Annotated in this window: 12 protein-coding genes; 8 read left to right on the top strand and 4 right to left on the bottom strand. The window is 70.7% G+C overall.

The features are described from left to right. Positions 1-23: 23 nt before the first annotated feature. The 4 genes from ASF40_RS18710 (at position 24) to ASF40_RS18695 (ending at position 4,336) form a co-directional block, all read left to right on the top strand. A complete protein-coding gene (locus ASF40_RS18710; protein WP_056371932.1) occupies positions 24-785 on the top strand; it encodes an SDR family oxidoreductase in 762 nt (253 codons plus the stop codon). Further along, positions 782-1,990 (top strand): acyl-CoA dehydrogenase family protein, encoded by a 1,209-nt coding sequence (locus ASF40_RS18705; RefSeq protein ID WP_056371929.1) that lies wholly within the window; start codon positions 782-784, stop codon positions 1,988-1,990. The genes ASF40_RS18710 and ASF40_RS18705 overlap by 4 nt, the downstream gene beginning before the upstream one ends. Continuing rightward, positions 1,987-3,075: a phosphotransferase family protein gene (locus tag ASF40_RS18700; RefSeq protein WP_056371927.1), complete on the top strand. Its 1,089-nt coding sequence runs from the start codon at positions 1,987-1,989 to the stop codon at positions 3,073-3,075. Before ASF40_RS18705 ends, ASF40_RS18700 begins: the two co-directional genes overlap by 4 nt. A gap of 82 nt (positions 3,076-3,157) precedes the next feature. Next, positions 3,158-4,336, top strand: coding sequence for a thiolase family protein (locus tag ASF40_RS18695; protein WP_056371925.1), 1,179 nt, complete (start codon positions 3,158-3,160; stop codon positions 4,334-4,336). 41 nt (positions 4,337-4,377) lie between these two features. Here the strand turns inward: ASF40_RS18695 and ASF40_RS18690 are convergent, their stop codons facing one another. Further along, entirely contained in the window at positions 4,378-4,608 is a 231-nt protein-coding gene (locus ASF40_RS18690) for a DUF1232 domain-containing protein (RefSeq protein WP_056371923.1), read from the bottom strand. A 255-nt stretch (positions 4,609-4,863) separates the two neighbouring features. Between ASF40_RS18690 and pulA the strand changes: the two genes are divergently transcribed. Then, positions 4,864-10,866: a pullulanase-type alpha-1,6-glucosidase gene (gene pulA / locus ASF40_RS18685; RefSeq protein ID WP_082497199.1), complete on the top strand. Its 6,003-nt coding sequence runs from the start codon at positions 4,864-4,866 to the stop codon at positions 10,864-10,866. Positions 10,867-10,927: 61 nt separating this feature from the next. On the opposite strand, the gene ASF40_RS18680 is transcribed toward pulA, so the two are convergent. Continuing rightward, entirely contained in the window at positions 10,928-11,299 is a 372-nt protein-coding gene (locus tag ASF40_RS18680; protein WP_056371921.1) for a bleomycin resistance protein, read from the bottom strand. Between the two features lie 38 nt (positions 11,300-11,337). Then, on the bottom strand, positions 11,338-11,517 hold the full coding sequence (locus ASF40_RS18675; RefSeq protein ID WP_056371919.1) for a hypothetical protein: 180 nt from the start codon (positions 11,515-11,517) through the stop codon (positions 11,338-11,340). 122 nt (positions 11,518-11,639) lie between these two features. Between ASF40_RS18675 and ASF40_RS18670 the strand changes: the two genes are divergently transcribed. From ASF40_RS18670 to ASF40_RS18660, 3 genes are all read left to right on the top strand, one after another. After that, positions 11,640-12,107: a winged helix-turn-helix transcriptional regulator gene (locus ASF40_RS18670; RefSeq protein WP_056371917.1), complete on the top strand. Its 468-nt coding sequence runs from the start codon at positions 11,640-11,642 to the stop codon at positions 12,105-12,107. After that, a complete protein-coding gene (locus tag ASF40_RS18665; RefSeq protein ID WP_082497198.1) occupies positions 12,104-13,486 on the top strand; it encodes an MFS transporter in 1,383 nt (460 codons plus the stop codon). The genes ASF40_RS18670 and ASF40_RS18665 overlap by 4 nt, the downstream gene beginning before the upstream one ends. 106 nt (positions 13,487-13,592) lie before the next feature. Next, a complete protein-coding gene (locus tag ASF40_RS18660; RefSeq protein ID WP_056371914.1) occupies positions 13,593-13,925 on the top strand; it encodes a YciI family protein in 333 nt (110 codons plus the stop codon). A gap of 52 nt (positions 13,926-13,977) precedes the next feature. Here ASF40_RS18660 and ASF40_RS20970 read toward each other — a convergent pair whose 3' ends face one another. Then, entirely contained in the window at positions 13,978-17,814 is a 3,837-nt protein-coding gene (locus ASF40_RS20970; protein WP_082497197.1) for a choice-of-anchor I family protein, read from the bottom strand. Between the last annotated feature and the right edge of the window lie 157 nt (positions 17,815-17,971).

The raw sequence follows: 17,971 nt of genomic DNA, 5'->3' as shown, positions 1-17,971 counted from the left end.
GCCGCTGGAAAGCGAGGACGACGATGACCACAGCGCTCTACGGACGCACCGCGATCGTGACGGGGGCGAGCCGCGGCATCGGCCTCGCGATCGCCTCGCGTCTGGCCGCCGAGGGGGCGCGCGTGTGCCTCACAGCCCGCCACCCCGAGGAGCTCGAAGAGGCGGTCGCGTCGCTGCCGGACGGCTCCGCGATCGGCGTCGCGGGCGGCGCCGACGACCCCGATCACCGGGCCGAGGCGCTCGACCGCGTCGTCCGGGAGTTCGGCGGCATCGACATCCTCGTGAACAACGCGGGCATCAATCCGGTCTACGGCCGGCTCGCCGAGCTCGACCTCGGTGCGGCGCGCAAGATCCTCGAGGTCAACGTCGTCTCGACGCTCGCGTGGACCCAGGAGGCGCTGCGCCGCGGCCTCGGCGAGGGCGCGCACGGCGGCAGCGTGGTGAACCTCTCGTCGGTGACCGGTGCCATGCCGTCGCCGGGCATCGGCTGGTACGGCGTCACGAAGGCCGCGGTCGCGCACCTCACCACGACCCTGTCGGTCGAACTCGCCCCGCGGGTGCGGGTGAACGCGGTGGCCCCGGCGGTGGTCAAGACCCGGTTCGCCCGCGCGCTGTACGAGGGGCGGGAGGAGGAGGTCGCGTCCGGCTACCCGCTCGGCCGGCTCGGTGTTCCCGAGGATGTCGCCGGCGCCGTGGCATTCCTCGTGGGCGACGACGCCTCGTGGATCACCGGCCAGGTGCTCACCCTCGACGGCGGCCTGCTCGGCGCAGGGGGCACCGCATGAGCCCGACGGCGGTCGACGACCTGCGCGGCCGAACACGGGCGTTCATCCGTGAGATCGTCCTCCCGGCGGAGCCGGAGCCCGGCGCGCCGCTCGACGATGCGACCCGCGACAGCCTGCGCGCCGCGGCCCGCGAGGCCGGGGTGTTCGCACCTCACGCCCCCGTCGAGTACGGCGGTGGCGGCATCCCGATCGATCAGTGGTCGCCGATCTTCCAGGAGGCCGGGTACTCGCCGATCGGCCCTGCGGTGCTCAACATCATGGCGCCGGACGAGGGGAACATGCACCTGCTGCACGTGACGGGTACGCCCGTGCAGCGCGAGCGCTACCTCGCGCCGCTGGTGCGCGGCGACATCCGCTCGAGCTTCGCGATGACCGAGCCCCACCCGGGCGCGGGTTCAGACCCTCGCGCGCTCTCGACCACGGCGGCGCGGGTCGACGGCGGCTGGCGGATCACGGGGCAGAAGCGCTTCATCAGCGGGGCGAACGGCGCCGCGTTCGCGATCGTGATGGCGCGCACGCCGGCGGTCGAGGGCTGGGACGAGGGGGCGACGATGTTCCTGCTCCCGCTCGACGCGCCGGGCGTCACGGTCGGCCCCGACATCCACACGATCGAGGGCGCGATCGCGGGCGGGCATCCGTATGTCAGCTTCGACGGATGCCTCGTCCCCGACGACGACGTGCTCGGCGAACCGGGTCAGGGGTTCCGGTACGCGCAGGTGCGCCTCGGCCCCGCACGGCTCACCCACTGCATGCGCTGGCTCGGACTCGCGCGTCGCGCGCACGACACCGCACTCGACAGGGCCAACGCACGCGAGCTCTTCGGTTCGCGCCTGCGCGACCTCGGCGTCGCCCAGGCGCTCCTCGCCGACAGCGTCATCGACCTCGAGACCTCCGATGCCATCATCGACAAGACGGCACGGATGCTGCGCGCCGACGCCCGCGCGGGTGAGGTGCTGTCGTCGGTCGCCAAGGTGCACTGCTCCGAGGCGGTGTTCCGTGTGATCGACCGTGCCGTGCAGCTGTGCGGCGGCGACGGGGTGACCGATGCACTCCCGCTCATCCAGTACCTGAACGAGGTGCGTCCGTTCCGGATCTACGACGGATCGAGCGAGACCCACCGCTGGGCGATCGCCAGACGCGCAGCATCCGCTCGCTCCCGTGACGTCGAGGCGGGCGCGGCCCGGCTCGATGAGGTGATCCCGTGATCGCGGTGCCCGACGGTGTCGAAGCGGTGGCGACCTCGACGGACGCGGCCGGGCTCGAGCGGCCGCCCCTGCTCGTGATCGACGCGGTCGAGGAGTACCTGCGGGGTCTCGGCTTCGGCGATGGAGCGCTCGCGTGGGCGCGCATCGGCGAGGGCCATTCGAACGTCACCTACGCGGTGTCGTACGGCGGGCGCGACCTCGTGCTGCGGCGCGGGCCGCGCCCGCCGCATCCGCCGTCCACCCACGACATGGCCCGCGAGGCGCGCGTGCAGCGCGTGCTCGCCGCGGCGGGCGTGCCGGTGCCGGTGATCGTCGCCGAGTGCGACGACCCCGCCGTGCTGGGCGTGCCGTTCTACGTGATGGAGCGCGTGGACGGGGAGGTCATCACGGATGCTGTGCCCCCGCCACTCGACGACGCCGACGCTCGTCGTGGAATCGGGTTCGCCGCCGTCGACGCGCTCGCCGACCTGCACGCCGTGCCCGTCGACGCCGGCGAGGTCGCCGCGCTCGGACGACCCGACGGCTACCTCGCGCGCCAGGTCGGCCGTTTCGCGGCGCTGTGGGACGTGAACTCGCGGCGCTCGTTCCCCGCGGTGGCAGAGCTCGCCGCGTGGCTGGCCGAGCGCATGCCCGAGACCCGGCGCACCGCCGTCGTGCACGGCGACTTCCGCATCGGCAACCTCATGTACGCACCCGGAGCGCCGGCGCGCGTCGCCGCGATCCTCGACTGGGAGATGGCCACGCTCGGCGACCCGCTCGCCGACCTCGGCTACTTCACCGCGACCTACGCCCGCCCGGGCTCCGCACCCACGCCGCTCGAACTGACACCCGTCACCCGGCTCGACGGGTTCCCCGAGACCGCGGAGCTCGTCGCGAGGTATGCGGCGCGGCATCCGCTCGATCTGTCGATGCTGCCCTGGTACGAAGCGCTCGCCTTCTTCAAGGCCGCTGTGTTCTGCGAGGCGCTGTATACCCGCTGGCTCGACGGCCAGCGCCCCGGAGACACGTTCGGCCCGACCCTCGAGGACGGAGTTCCGCGGCTGCTCGAGGCCGCCCAGGACAGGGCCGCGGCCCTCGGCGCCTGATCCGAGTACGCCGGAATCTCCGAGTTTCGCGGGCGGAGCCGAGGCCGGGAACCCGGCATAGGCTCGACGCAGGAGGTCTCTCATGCCCCACGCCGTCATCGTCGATGTGGTCCGCACCCCGTCCGGGCGCGGCAAGCCCGGGGGAGCGCTGAGCGCGGTGCACCCCGTCGATCTCGTCGCAGGCGTGCTCACGGCGCTGCTCGAGCGCAGCGGCCTCGAGTCGCGGCAGATCGACGACGTGCTGATGGGATGCGTCAGCCAGGTCGCCGATCAGTCCCTCAACATCGCGCGGCAGGCGGTGCTCGCGGCCGGGTTCGACGACACCGTGCCGGCCGTCACCATCGATCGCCAGTGCGGCTCGAGCCAGCAGGCCGCGCACTTCGCCGCGCAGGGCGTGATCGCCGGCGCGTATGACATCGTGATCGCCGCCGGCGTCGAGTCGATGAGCCGCGTGCCGCTCGGGTCCAGCGCCCACGGCGGAACCGTGTCGCACGGCGTCGCCCACCGCTACCCCGATGGTCTCGTGAACCAGGGCGTGTCGGCCGAGCTCATCGCGCAGAAGTGGGGCTTCAGCCGCGAGGAGCTCGACGCGTACTCCGCCGAGTCGCATCGACGGGCGGCGGATGCCTGGACCCGCGGCGCGTTCGACTCCCAGGTCGTGCCGGTCTGGGGCGGCGGCCCCGAGGCCGTCGCGTTCGACGAGACGGTGCGGTCCGGCACGACCGTGGAATCGCTCGCCGGGCTGAAGCCGGCCTTCCGCACCGATGAGCTCGCCGCCCGGTTCCCCGACCTCGATTGGCGCATCACGGCGGGCAATTCGTCGCCGCTCACGGATGCGGCATCCGCTGCTCTCATCATGAGTGAGGAGAAGGCCGCCGAACTCGGCCTCACGCCCCGGGCGCGCTTCCACTCGTTCGCCGTGGTCGGCGACGACCCGATGATGATGCTGACCGGACCGATCCCCGCAACGCGGCGCATCCTCGAGCGCAGCGGCCTGTCGATCGCCGACCTCGACGCGTACGAGGTGAACGAGGCGTTCGCGTCGGTGCCGCTCGCGTGGCAGCGCGACCTCGCCGCCGACCCCGAGAAGCTGAACCCGTGGGGCGGCGCGATCGCGCTCGGCCACGCCGTCGGCGCGTCCGGGACACGCCTGCTCGGCACGCTGGTCGCGTACCTCGAGGCGACCGGCGGCCGCTACGGCCTGCAGACGATGTGCGAGGGCGGCGGCATGGCCAACGCGACGATCATCGAGCGCCTGTAGGGCGCACGCCCGCCGGCGGAGCCCGCACCGGAGGCTGAGGTCTACGGCGCCTGCAGCCGGGACTGCCACCGATGGTGCTCGCGCACCAGGAGCAGGGCGAGGATGCTCCAGACACCGAGGTCGTCGGTGAATCCGAGCGGCCCGAGGACGAGCTCTGGGATCAGGTCGATCGGCGAGACCGCATAGACGACCGCAGCGGTCGCGGCGATCCACGTCGTCGGCGCGACGCGGTGCTCACCGCCCTTGAGTGCCTTGAGGAAGCTCCACCACATGCATCGAGTGTGCGCCGCGATCGGCCGATAGAGGCCCGGCGAGATCAACTCGTGATGCCGAGCATTCGCTGATCGCCGCTGCAAGCGATTGCGTGAACGGGAGGAGAACGGATGCCTCGGCCCGCGGCATCCGCTCTATGAAAGCCTTCTCATGATGTAAGCGCTTGCAATTCTCACGACTCCGCTGTTAGTGTCGGCCGCACAACTGCACCGCGGGCACGTCGGCGTGCCCACCGCCCCACCCCAGGAGCTCCCGTGTCGAAGTCGACCTCAGGACGTGCCCGCATCCTCACCGCCAGCCTTGCCGCGGCGGCGCTCATCGTGACGGGGGGAGTGGTCGCCATCGCGCCCGCTGCCGCCGCCGAGCGCACGTTCGCGCTCGTCGGCAGCCTGCAATCCGAACTCGGATGCGACGACGACTGGAAGCCCGACTGCGCGGCGACCGAGCTCGCCGCCACCGACACCGCGGGCGTCTACGCGGCGGACTTCACCGTGCCGGCGGGCTCCTACGAGTACAAGGTCGCCGTCAACGACGCGTGGGACGAGGCGTACGGGCTGAACGGCGGCGGTGGCAACATCCCGCTGACGGTCGGCGGCCCGGCGGAACTGCGGTTCGTGTTCGACGACAACACCCATCGTGTCGGCGTCGAAGCGAGGAGCCTGCGCGCCGGGTACACGGCCGACGACGATGCGCTCGTCGCCGCGCCGGTGCGGCAGCCGGGAAGCCGGGAGCAGTTCTACTTCGTGATGACCGATCGCTTCGCGAACGGCGACACCTCGAACGACGAGGGCGGGCTCGCCGGCGACCGTCTCACCACCGGGTTCGACCCGACCGACAAGGGCTTCTACAACGGCGGCGACATCGCGGGCCTGCGCGAGCAGCTCGACTACATCGGCGGCCTCGGAACGACCGCGATCTGGCTGACCCCCAGCTTCAAGAACAACCCGGTGCAAGGCGAGGGCGCGAACGCGAGCGCCGGCTACCACGGGTACTGGATCACCGACTTCACGCAGATCGACCCGCACCTCGGCACGAACGCCGAGCTCGAAGCGCTGATCGCCGAGGCGCACGCCAAGGGCATCAAGGTCTACTTCGACATCATCACGAACCACACGGCCGACCTGATCTCGAACACGCAGGGCCAGTACTCGTACATCGACCAGGCGACGGCTCCCTACAAGGACGCGTCGGGGGCGGCCTTCGACCCGGCCGACTACGCGGGCACCGACACCTTCCCCGAGCTGGACGCCGCGACCTCGTTCCCCTACACGCCCGTCGTGAACGACGAGACCGCCAAGGTGCCGGCGTGGCTCAACGACCCGACGCTCTACCACAACCGCGGCGACTCGACCTGGTCGGGCGAGTCGGTCACGTACGGCGACTTCTCGGGCCTCGACGACCTGATGACCGAGCACCCGACCGTCGTGAACGGCTTCGTCGACGTCTACCAGGACTGGATCGACCTCGGCATCGACGGCTTCCGCATCGACACGGCGAAGCACGTGAACTTCGAGTTCTGGGAGACCTGGACCACCGAGGTGCTCGACTACGCGCACTCGCTCGGCAAGGACGACTTCTTCATGTTCGGCGAGGTCTACGACGCCGACCCCGTGAAGCTGTCGCCGTACGTCCGCGACACCGACATGAACTCGGTGCTCGACTTCACGTTCCAGTCCTCGGCCGTCAGCTACGCCGCGGGGAACAGCGCGAAGGGACTGCAGTCCCTGTACGCGGGCGACGACTGGTACACGACGACCGACACGTCGGCCACGGCGCTGCCGACCTTCCTCGGCAACCACGACATGGGCCGGGTCGGCTACATGCTGCAGTCCACGCCGAACGCGCTCGAGCGCGACCTGCTCGCGCACGACCTGATGTTCCTCGGTCGCGGTCAGCCCGTCGTGTACTACGGCGATGAGCAGGGCTTCGCGGGCACCGGCGGCGACAAGGACGCGCGCCAGACCCTGTTCGCGACGCAGGTCGCCGAGTACCAGAACCAGAAGCTGATCGACGGCACCACTGCCGGATCGGTCGACCGCTACAGCACGACGTCTCCGGTCTACCAGCGCATCACCGACCTCGCCGCGCTGCGTGAGGCTCACCCGGCCCTGGTCACCGGCGCGCAGATCGAGCGCTACGCCGACAACGGCGCCGGCGTCTACGCCTTCTCGCGCGTCGACCGCGACGAGAAGGTCGAGTACCTGGTCGCGCTCAACAACACGACGGCCGCCAAGACGGTGAACGTCTCGACGCTCACGGCGAACGCCTCGTTCGCCCCGGTGTACGGCACCGACGCGGGCGTGTCGACGGATGCCTCGGCCGAAGCATCCGTCACCGTCCCGGCGCTGTCCGCCGTGGTCTACCGGGCGAACGCGCTCGTCACGGCACCCGAGTCGCCGCTCGCGATCACCCTGTCGGCGCCCGCTGCGGGCGCGGCGGTCACCGGCTCCGCGCCGATCTCGGCCGACGTCGACGACGAGACGTGGCAGGAGACGAGCTTCGCGTGGCGCGTCGTCGGCTCGGACGAGTGGCACGCGCTCGGCACGGCCGAAGACACCGAGCCGCGCGTCTTCCACACCGTCGACGGCCTCGCGGACGGCACGCTCGTCGAGTACCGCGCGGTGACCACCGACGCCGCCGGCGGTCACGCCGCCGCATCGACGTACGCGTCGGTCGGCAACGCCGTCACGCTCGAGGTGCCCGAAGAGCCCGAGTCGCCGATCTCGATGGTGACCGTGCCCGGAAGCCTCAACTCCGAGATGGGCTGCGCCGGCGACTGGACCCCCGGCTGCGAGGCCGCGAAGCTCACGCTCCGCGCCGACGGCATCTGGGCCGGCACGTTCGACCTGCCCGCAGGCGACTACGAGTACAAGGCCGCGATCAACGGCACGTGGGACGTCAACTACGGCGCGAACGGCGTTCCGGGAGGCGGCAACATCGCCATCTCGCACACCGGCGGCAAGATCTCGTTCTACTTCGACCCGCGCACGAACATCGTGCAGTCGACGGCCGAGGGACCCATCGTGACCGTCCCGGGCAATCACCAGAGCGAGAGCGGCTGCGCGGGAGACTGGGCGCCCGAGTGCCTCGCGAGCCTCATGGCCGACGGTGACAAGGACGGCGTGTACGAGCTCACCCTCGACCTGCCCGCCGGTGCGTACGAGGGCAAGGTCGCGCACGGCATGAGCTGGGCCGAGAACTACGGCGTCGGCGGCACGCCGGGCGGCTCGAACTACTCGTTCACCGCCGAGGACGGCGTGCCCGTCCTGTTCCGCTACACACTGGCCACCCACGTGCTGCAGATCGGCGACGGACTGCCGGGACTCGGCGAGGAGCGCGCGCACTGGATCGACGAGCAAACCCTCGCCTGGCCCGCCGGTCTCGGCGCCGACCCCGCCGAGGCCGCGTGGCAGCTGCACGCGTCGACGGCAGCGACCCTCGCGCTGGACGAGGGCGAGGTCGTCGGCGGTGACGCGATCGGGCTCACCCACGTCGACGGCGGCCTCACGGACGCGCAGCAGCAGCGGTTCCCCGCACTCGCTGACTACGTCGCGCTGCGGGTGGAGGAGGGGACGGATGCCGCAGCCCTCGTGCGCGGCCAGCTGATGGTGTCGCAGCGCGACGCCGACGGCACGATCCGCGCCTTCACCGGGGTGCAGATCCCCGGCGTGCTCGACGACCTGTACGCCGACGGGGTGGCCGACGCCGACCTGGGCGTCACGTTCCAGGGCAAGAAGCCGACGTTCCGTCTGTGGGCGCCCACCGCCCAGAGCGCGACGCTGCTCACGTGGGAGGCCGGCGCCGACGGCGACCCCGTGCGTCACGAGGCGGCGTGGGACGCGGCATCCGGTGTCTGGAGCGTCGCGGGAGACAAGGCGCTGAAGGGCGACGAGTACCTGTGGAAGGTCGTCGTCTACGCGCCGACCACCGGCGCGATCGAGACCAACCAGGTCACCGACCCCTACTCGGTGGCGCTCACCACGAACTCCGAGCGCTCCGTCGCCGTCTACCTGGCCGACAAGCAGTGGCGCCCGAAGGGCTGGGAGAAGACGAAGGCGCCCGTGATCGACCGCCCGGTCGACCGCGCGATCTACGAACTGCACGTGCGCGACTTCTCGATCACCGACGAGTCGGTGCCCGAGGCCGAGCGCGGCACCTATCGTGCCTTCACCCGTGACAGCGCGGGCACGAAGCAGCTGCGCCAGCTCGCCGACGCCGGCATCAACACGGTGCATCTGCTCCCGACCTTCGACATCGCCACGATCGAGGAGGACCGCTCGAAGCAGGCCGTGCCGGACTGCGACCTCGCGTCGTACGCCGCCGACAGCACCGAGCAGCAGGCCTGCATCCAGCAGGTCGTCGACGCCGACGGCTTCAACTGGGGCTACGACCCGTTCCACTACACGACGCCCGAGGGCTCGTACGCGGTCGATCCCGAGGGCGGGGCGCGCGTGGGCGAGTTCCGTGAGATGGTCGGCGCGCTGCACGGCATGGGCCTGCAGGTCGTGCTCGACCAGGTGTTCAACCACACGTCGGCCTCGGGACAGGCGCCGACGTCGGTGCTCGACCAGGTCGTGCCCGGCTACTACCAGCGCCTCAACCTCGCCGGAGGTGTCGAGACCTCGACGTGCTGCCAGAACGTGGCCACCGAGCATGAGGTCGCTCAGAAGCTCATGGTCGACTCGGTCGTGACCTGGGCCCGCGAGTACAAGGTCGACGGCTTCCGCTTCGACCTCATGGGCCACCACTCGAAGGAGAACATGCTCGCGATCCGCGCCGCGCTCGACGAGCTCACGCTCAAGGGCGACGGCGTGGACGGCACGGCGATCTACCTCTACGGCGAGGGCTGGAACTTCGGCGAGGTCGCGAACAACGCCCTCTTCGAGCAGGCCACGCAGGGGCAGCTCGGCGGCACCGGCATCGGAACGTTCAGTGACCGCCTGCGCGACGCTGTCCACGGCGGCAGCCCCGTGGCCGGCGAGACGATCCAGCAGCAGGGCTTCGGCACCGGCCTCGGCACCGACCCCAACGGCGCGCCGATCAACGGCACGACCGAGCAGGCCCTCGCGGACCTCGCGCACCAGACCGACCTCGTGAAGCTGGGACTCGCGGGCAACCTCCGCGACTACACGCTGACCGACCACACGGGGGCCGTGAAGGCGGGCGACGAGCTCGACTACCGCGGCTCGCCGGCCGGGTACGCCGACCAGCCCGACGAGATCATCACGTACGTCGACGCGCACGACAACGAGACGCTGTACGACCTGTCGGTGCTGAAGCTCCCTGCCGACACGACGATGGCCGATCGCGTCCGCATGAACACGCTGTCGCTCGCGACCACGGCGTTCGCGCAGACCCCGTCGTTCTGGCACGCCGGCACCGAGCTGCTGCGCTCCAAGTCACTCGACCGCAACAGCTACAACTCGGGCGACTGGTTCAACCGCATCGACTGGACCGGTCAGGAGTCGACCTTCGGGTCGGGTCTGCCGCGGGCGGCCGACAACGAGACGTCGTGGGCGATCAAGAAGCCCCTGCTCGCGAACCCGGCGAACAAGCCGGCGGCGTCCGACATCGCCACGGCCGAGGCATCCGCTCTCGATCTGCTGCGCGTGCGTGAAGAGGTGGGGCTGCTGCGTCTCGGGTCTGCCGAGCTGATCGGCGAGAAGGTCACGTTCCCGAACAGCGGACCGGATGCTGCACCCGGCGTGCTCACGATGCTCATCGACGACCTCGTCGGCGACGACGTCGATCCCGAACTCGAGGGTGCGCTGGTGGTGTTCAACGCGGGAGTCGAGCCGACGACCCAGACGATCTCGTCGCTCGCCGGTCGCTCGTTCTCGCTGACCCCGGCTCTCGCGAACGGCTCGGACGATGTCGTCAAGACGACCACGTGGGATGCCTCGACCGGCACCGTGACGGTGCCCGCGCGGTCCGCCGTGGTGCTGGTCGACCGTGAGCCGGTGGCCACGACGACGCTCGTCGCGCCGACGAAGCTGCTGGTCAAGGCGGGCGGCGGCATGACCGTCGCGGGCAGGGTCACCGCCGCCGACGGGTCCGCGCCGGTCGGCACGGTGACCATCACCGACAACGGCAAGGTCGTGGCGAGCGTCGAGCTCACCGCGGCGGCGAAGGGCAAGGTGGCGGTCGACGTGAAGCTCTCGAGCCGTGGGGTGCACCTCATCCGCACGATATTCACCGGCGTCGGCGACTACGAGGACTCGCGGGCGGCGATCCCCGTCCCCGTGCTCGTCTACTGACGCGTCCTGCCGGGCGGGCGCATTCCGCCCGGCAGAGCTGTCAGGCCGGCTCGGCGCGAGCTCAGGGGAGTGGGGACCCGATGCGCAGCAGATTGCCGTTCCGGTCGACGACCGCGAACTCGTACATGCCGTAGTCGGTGTCGACCGGGGCTTCGATGCGACTGCCGGTCGGCGGGTCGGGCTCGACGAGGCCGGCCCATTCGTGGTGGAGCCGCCTCGCATCGTCGACGTACAGGTAGCACATCGAGGCGGTGGTCAGCGGGTCGACCGACGGATCCTCGGAGAAGTGCAGCTCGATCGCGCCGCGGCCGATGATGAGGTACTGCCACTCCTCGGGCGGGGCACCGCGGTTCTCGAACCCGAGCCGTTCGAAGAACGAGAGCGTTTCGGCGAGGTCGCGGCTGAGGAGGATCGGGACGGCGCGCTCGCTCATCCCGGCAGGCTAGCGCGACGCCCCGCGGGTCGACAGTGCTAGAGGAGCTCCATCAGCTGCGGGCCGAACACGGCCACTGCGGCTGCGGCGACGCCTGCCGCTCCGATCGCGGCGATCGTCACGACGACGATGTTGCCGCCGATCGTGAGGAGCAGTGCTGCGGCGGTGGACAGCTCGCGGTGGCGGGTGACCGGGACAGTGGATGTGGTGCTGACCATGCCTTCGACGCTACGGAGCGGACCGCGCGGCCGCGTCAGCCGGGAGTCTCATACGGGTCCCCCCGGAGGATGATCTCTGCGGCCCACTTGACAGCGCGAGCTTTCTTCAAGAAAGTTGGCCCATGCCGCTCCGCTCCGACTGGTCGGGCTCGACATGCCCGATCGCCCACGCCGCCGACGTGCTCGCCGACCCGTGGGTGCTGCTGATCCTGCGCGAGACGCTGTCGGGGCGTGCCCGTTTCGAGGAGCTGCGCGACGCGACCGGCGCCGCCGACAGCGTTCTCGCGCGGCGCCTGCGCGGGATGGTCGACGCCGGTCTCCTCGAGCGCGACCGCGCGTCGGGCTACCGCGTCACCGAAAAGGGTGCGCAGGCGCTCCCGGTGCTGCACGCCTACGCGCGGTTCACACAGGCGGTCGACCCCGATGGCCCGTGGGGCCTCACGATCGCCTGCGCGCGGTGCGGGACGGTGGCGGATGCTGCGGACTGGTGCGCGTCGTGCGCCCTGCCTCTCGACGCCACGACCACGACGTGGGCGCGGCGCAGCATGGGCGGACAGCCTTTCCGCCTGCATGTGGGAGCTGCAGCATGAGCAGGGCCGACGAGCGCGAGGAGGGGGCAGCCGGGCCCACGCGCCCGCAAGCTCCGCTCGACGCGCCAGCGGCGAGTGGAGGGGGCGTGGGGACCGTTCCTCGCGGCCGTCGGATCCATCCCGCCTGGCTCGTCGCCGCCACCGCGCTCGTCGCGCTGATCGGCGCGGCGGGCTTCCGTGCGGCGCCCGGCGTCCTGATGCTGCCGCTCGAGGAGGAGTTCGGCTGGTCGCTCACCGAGATGTCGGTCGCCGTCACGCTGAACCTGCTGCTCTTCGGGCTCACCGCCCCCTTCGCCGCCGCGCTGATGGAGCGGTTCGGCATCCGCGCGGTGACGTCGACCGCGCTCATTCTCATCGCAGCGGGGGCTGCGCTCACGGTGTTCGTCACGGCGCCGTGGATGCTGCTGCTCACGTGGGGGCTGCTGATCGGACTGGGCACGGGCTCGATGGCGCTCGTGTTCGCGGCGACCGTGACCGACACGTGGTTCGCGAAGCGGCGAGGGCTGGTCTCGGGCGTGCTCACCGCCGGCAGCGCCACAGGGCAGCTCATCTTCCTGCCGGTCATCGCCGTTGCAGCCGAGGACTACGGGTGGCGTATCGCGTCGCTCGTCATCGCGAGCGGAGCGCTGCTGGTGGTGCCGCTCGTGCTCGCGCTGCTGCGGGATCGGCCATCGGATCTCGGCGTCGGCCGCTACGGCGAGCCCGACGCGCCTCCGGTCGAGCGGGCGGCCGTGCCGCCCGTCCGCGCCGCGCGCGGTGAGGGCGCCGCCGCGATGGCGCTGCGGGCGCTGCGCGATGCGTCGAAGGTACGGGCGTTCTGGGCCCTCGTCGTGGGATTCGCCATCTGCGGCGCCACGACGAACGGTCTCGTCGGCACCCACTTCATCCCGAGCGCGCATGATCACGGGATGCCGCAGACCACCGCCGCGGGACTGCTCGCGGTCGTCGGCATCTTCGACATCGCGGGAACGGTCCTCTCCGGCTGGCTGACGGACCGCGTGAACCCGCGCATCCTCCTCGCCGTCTACTACGCGGGTCGCGGCGTGAGCCTGCTCTTCCTGCCGAGCCTGCTGTCGTCGACCGTGCAGCCGAGCATCGTCGTGTTCATCGTCGTCTACGGACTCGACTGGGTCGCGACCGTGCCGCCGACGATCGCGCTGTGCCGCGAGATCTTCGGCGACCGCGGGCCGTTGGTGTTCGGCTGGGTGTTCGCCGCGCACCAGGTGGGGGCAGGTATCGCGTCGGTGCTCGCCGGCATCGTGCGCGACCAGACCGGGCAGTACACCGTCGCGTGGTTCGCGGCGGCCGGTCTGTGCGTCGTCGCGGCGGTGATCAGCGGTGCGATCGCGCGCCGGCCGCGGTCGCGTGTGCTGCGGTGAGGACGCGCCGAGAGAATCCTGTGCGGAAGTGTCGACATCGTCGTCGGTCATGCGACGACCGGAGTGAGGCTGGCGGACGGCCGCCCACAACCGGAAGGATCACCCCATGAAGTACATGATGTTCGTCGTCACGTCGCTCGAGCCCGATGCCGAGACCGACGAGTCCGACGTCGACCTGTGGGTCGACCCGCTCGACGCCAGCGGCAAGCGCGTCATCGGCGAGGTGCTCGCACCGCAGGCCGACTCCACGGTGGTGAAGGTGCGCGGCGGGAAGGTGCTCACCAGCCGCGGTCCGTACGTCGAGACGGCCGAGGTCATCTGCGGCTTCGACATCCTCGAGGTCGAGAACCTGGAGGAGGCGATCGAGATCGCGTCGCGGCATCCGATGGCACGAAACGGCCAGCTCGAACTGCGCCCGTTCATGGTCTGGGACCAGTGACGCGAAGAGGCGGCCCCCACCCGGAGGTGGGGGCCGCCTCGTGTGCGGTGTGTCAGTCCGTGGTGCTCTCGCGACGCTTGCGGATCACGAAGAGCGCGGAGCCTGCGACCATCAGCAGCGCTGCGCCGCCGACCGCGATGCCCCACGGGAACTCCGAGCCGGTCGCGGCGAGGGCCCCGGGAGCCACGACCGTGACGCCCACCTCGATCGGGTCGAGACCCGCCGACGTGATCACCAGGCGGTGGTCGCCGAGCGCGATGTGCGACAGGATCGCCACGGTGAAGCTGAGGCGGCCCTGCGCGTCGGCGGCCGGAATGCCCGAGACCACGACCGGGTCGCTGAACAGCGTCGCGGCCACCGTCTGGCCGGGCTCGAGGCCCGAGAGCGAGACGCGCAGCGTGCCACCCTGCTCGACGCGACCGGAGCCCACGTCGACCCGCGCCCAGTCACCGCCGCTCTGAACGCCCGCCGCCGGCGGGTTGCCGCCGGGGTTCACGGGCGTGGGCGGGGTGGTGGTGCCCGGGTCCGTGCCCGGGTCCGTGCCGGGGTCCGTGCCGGGGTCGGTGCCCTCGACCGGAGGCTGCTCGCCGATCAGGTACGCGCGGTTCGCGGGCGACGGCGCGACCGGTCCGCCGGCGGCGGCGAAGAAGTCCACCGTCGCCTGGAGGTCGATCTGACCCGAGTCGAGCACGTTCGTGCCGTCGGCGAAGGAGAAGAAGTTGTCGCCACCGGCCGAGAGGAACGAGTTCGTCACGACGCGGAAGGGGTCCGTCGGGTCGACCTCTTCACCCTGGTACTGCATCGACACGACGTGCGCACCGCGGGTGGCAGCCGGGTCGTACTCGAACGTGAAGCCCTTCGAGACGCCGAGGGCGAGCTTCGGGCGCGACGCGCCGTCGGGCTGCCACTGCTGCTCGAGGATCTCCTTGATCTGCGCGCCCGTCAGGTCGAGCGTGACCAGGGTGTTGCCGAACGGCTGGACGTTCGCGACCTCGCGGTACGACATCGCGCCGTTGTCGTCGCCGAACAGCAGGTCGTTGCGCAGGCCGCCCGGGTTCATGAAGGCGATCTGCGCGTCGGCGCCGCCGTAGGCAGGGTTCTCGCTCGTCGCCCACAGGTAGACGTCGGCGACGGTGTTGCCGAGCGTGGAGTGCGCGCCGCGGTCCTCGCTGCCGGTCGAGGTCTTGCCCCGGAGGATGTCAGCCGTGATCGAGCCGACCTGCACCTGGCCCTTCTCGTTCGCGACCTTCACGGCCTCGTCGACGATCGACGTCGTCTCGGCCTGCGGGTACGCGACGTGCTGGCTCACGACCGAGTCGTACAGCGACACGGTGCCGCCGGTGATCGACCCGAGCTCGCCCGACTCGGTCAGCTCGATGTCGAGCGTGCCGAGCGCGGTGCCGTACTGGTGGGCCTGGATGACCGGGCGACCGCCGATCTCGTGCGCGTACCGCTGGTGGGTGTGCGCCGAGACGATGGCGTCGATGTCGCCGGAGGCGTTCTGGACGAGGTCGCCGAACGCGTCGTCTGACTGGCTGGCCTCGAGCGCCGAGCCCGCGGCCCCTTCGTGGGCGAGCAGGATGACGACGTCGGCGCCTTCCGCCACAGCATCCGCCGCCGCGTCATTGGCCGAGTCGACCAGGTCGCGGAACTCGATGCCGGCGATGCCGTCGGGGCTCACCATGCCGGCCGTCTGCGTCGTGACGACGCCGACGAACGCGATCTTCGTGCCGTTCACCGTCTTGATCGTGTACGGCTGCAGCGCGTGGACGTCCGTGCCCTTCTCGAACACGTTCGCGCCGAGGGCGAAGTCGCTCATCGCATCGGCGTTCTCGTCGCCCTCGTAGCTCGGGATGACGTCGTTCACCAGGTCGTCGAAGCCCTGGTCGAACTCGTGGTTGCCGACCGCGCTGGCATCGAGGCCGGCCGCGACCAGCGCGTCGATCGTCGGGTCGTCGTCGTCGATGAACGACTCGAACGCCGTGGCGCCGATGTTGTCGCCGGCCGAGACGAACAGCGTGTTCGGGTTCTGCTGACGGTACTTGTCGACCGCGCCCGCGAGCACCGCCGCACCCGCGACTCCGCCGGTCTCCTGCACGAGGCGCCCGTGGAAGTCGTTGATCGTCAGCACGCGCACGTCGGGCTGCGAGGCGGTGAGCTGCGCGACGTCCCACACGGTGGTGGTGCCTGAGACCTCGCTGCCCACGACGAGCTGCGGGGTGCCCGTCGACGAACGCAGCGCCGAGATGAACTGGATGCCCTCGGGGCCGAGGTCGCCGGCCGCGGAAGTCTTCACATCCTGCGTGAAGTCGCGGTTGTTGACGTAGGTGACGTACTGCGCTGCCGCGGGGTCGGTGATGTCGTAGACCATCACGCCGCCGACGCGCTCGAGGCCGACGAAGGCGTAGATCTTGCCGCCGACGACGCCGACCGTGACATTCTCGGGCTCGGGGCCCTTGTCGTCGCTGCGGTCGTTGCTGTTGTTGTTGTCGTTGCTGGCGTTGAAGACCAGGTCCGGGATCTGCGACGTGATCTGCTCGAAGTCGTCGCCCGAGTCGAACACCAGGTTGCCCTTGGTGTCCCAGATCGAGAACGAGCGACCGCCGTAGGCGTACAGCTCGCTGTAGCAGTCGGCGCCGTCGGCCTTGCCGAGGTCGGTGACCACCTTGAGGCGACCGAGGACGTCGTCCTTCTGGATGTTCGCGATCTCGGAGAGCGGCCCGGTCGCGCAGATGCCGGCGAGGCCGTCCTTGCCGAGGTCCTTGATGCGGGCCTCGTCGATGAAGTACGAGTCGGTGTCTTCCACGCCCCACTCGCGCGCGTCGCCCTCGTTCGCGGTGACGAGGTACGTCGCGGTCTTGCCGCCGACGGTCGCCTGGAACGACTGGATGCCGTCGGGCATGTAGAGGCCCTTGAGGCCGGGGTAGGTCTTGATGTTGACGGTCGGAGCGCCCTGCGGATCGCGGTCGCTCGCGTCGAGACCGTTGCCCGCGGCGCCGTAGTCCTTGTACCCGAGCGGGAGGATCGAGGTGACCTCGGCCTTGGTGAGGTCGATGACCGCGATCGCGTTGGCCTCCTGCAGCGCCGCGTACGCCGTGCTGCCGTCGACCGTGATGTACTCCGGCTCGAGGTTGCGGCTCACGCGGTTGGCAGTGAGCGGCTTGTCGCCCTGGTCGGGTGCCGCGACGTCGGGGCCGAACACGCGCACCTTGGCGTCGAGCGGCTTGGCGCCGCCGGCCTCGAAGGCGCCGAAGCCGGCGGTCTTGACCGCACTCTGGGCCGGGGCGGCGACGCCGGCCGGAAGCGTCACGACGCTGACCGAGCCCTCGGGGTCGAGCGAGAAGTCGTCGGCAGGCTCACCCTCGTTCGCCACGACCGCGTACTTGCCGTCCTTCGAGACGGTGACCATGTCGGGAAGGGCTCCGACCTCGACCTCTCCGAGCACGGCTGCTTCGGCCGAGTCCTTGTTCGCGTCGAAGAACACGAGGTGACCCTTGTCGGTCTTCTGCTCGGCCTCGAAGGCGACGACCCCGAGTCCGTCGTCGCGGACGGCGAGGGAGTTCGCGACGCCCGTCGAGGCGATCGAGAACAGCTCGGTCGGGTGCTCGGGGTCGGTGTTGTCGAGCACGACCACCGTGCCGGCCTGCGCGTTGACCACGAACAGACGGTCGCGGTAGGCCTGGACGATCTCGGCGGCGGACTCCCCGTAGACGCCGGACTCGTGGGTGCCGAGCGGGGTCAGCGCGAGTGCGGCGTTCGGGGCGGAGTCGCTGAAGTAGTCCGGAACGAGCGCGGCGGATGCCGCGGTGCTGCTGGTCAGCGCGAGCGCGCAGACGGCCGCGGTCGTCGCGGTGAACGCGACGGCGCGGCGGAGAAGATGCGAAGGCATGCGTGTCCTCTTGAGGGGGTGACGGGTGCGACACGGAACGGAACCCAGCGTCCAGACCGAATCGGTTCGAGCCTCTCTAGCGAAGGTGACCCAAGGGTGAACGGGATACGACGACCAGGGTGCACGGATTACCGAGCAATTACATGGATGTCCTAGT

The organism is Microbacterium sp. Leaf288 (genome assembly GCF_001422925.1).
Taxonomy (GTDB): domain Bacteria; phylum Actinomycetota; class Actinomycetes; order Actinomycetales; family Microbacteriaceae; genus Microbacterium.
Note: the sequence above shows the minus strand (reverse complement) of the source record. Positions and strands in the feature narration are given on the sequence as shown.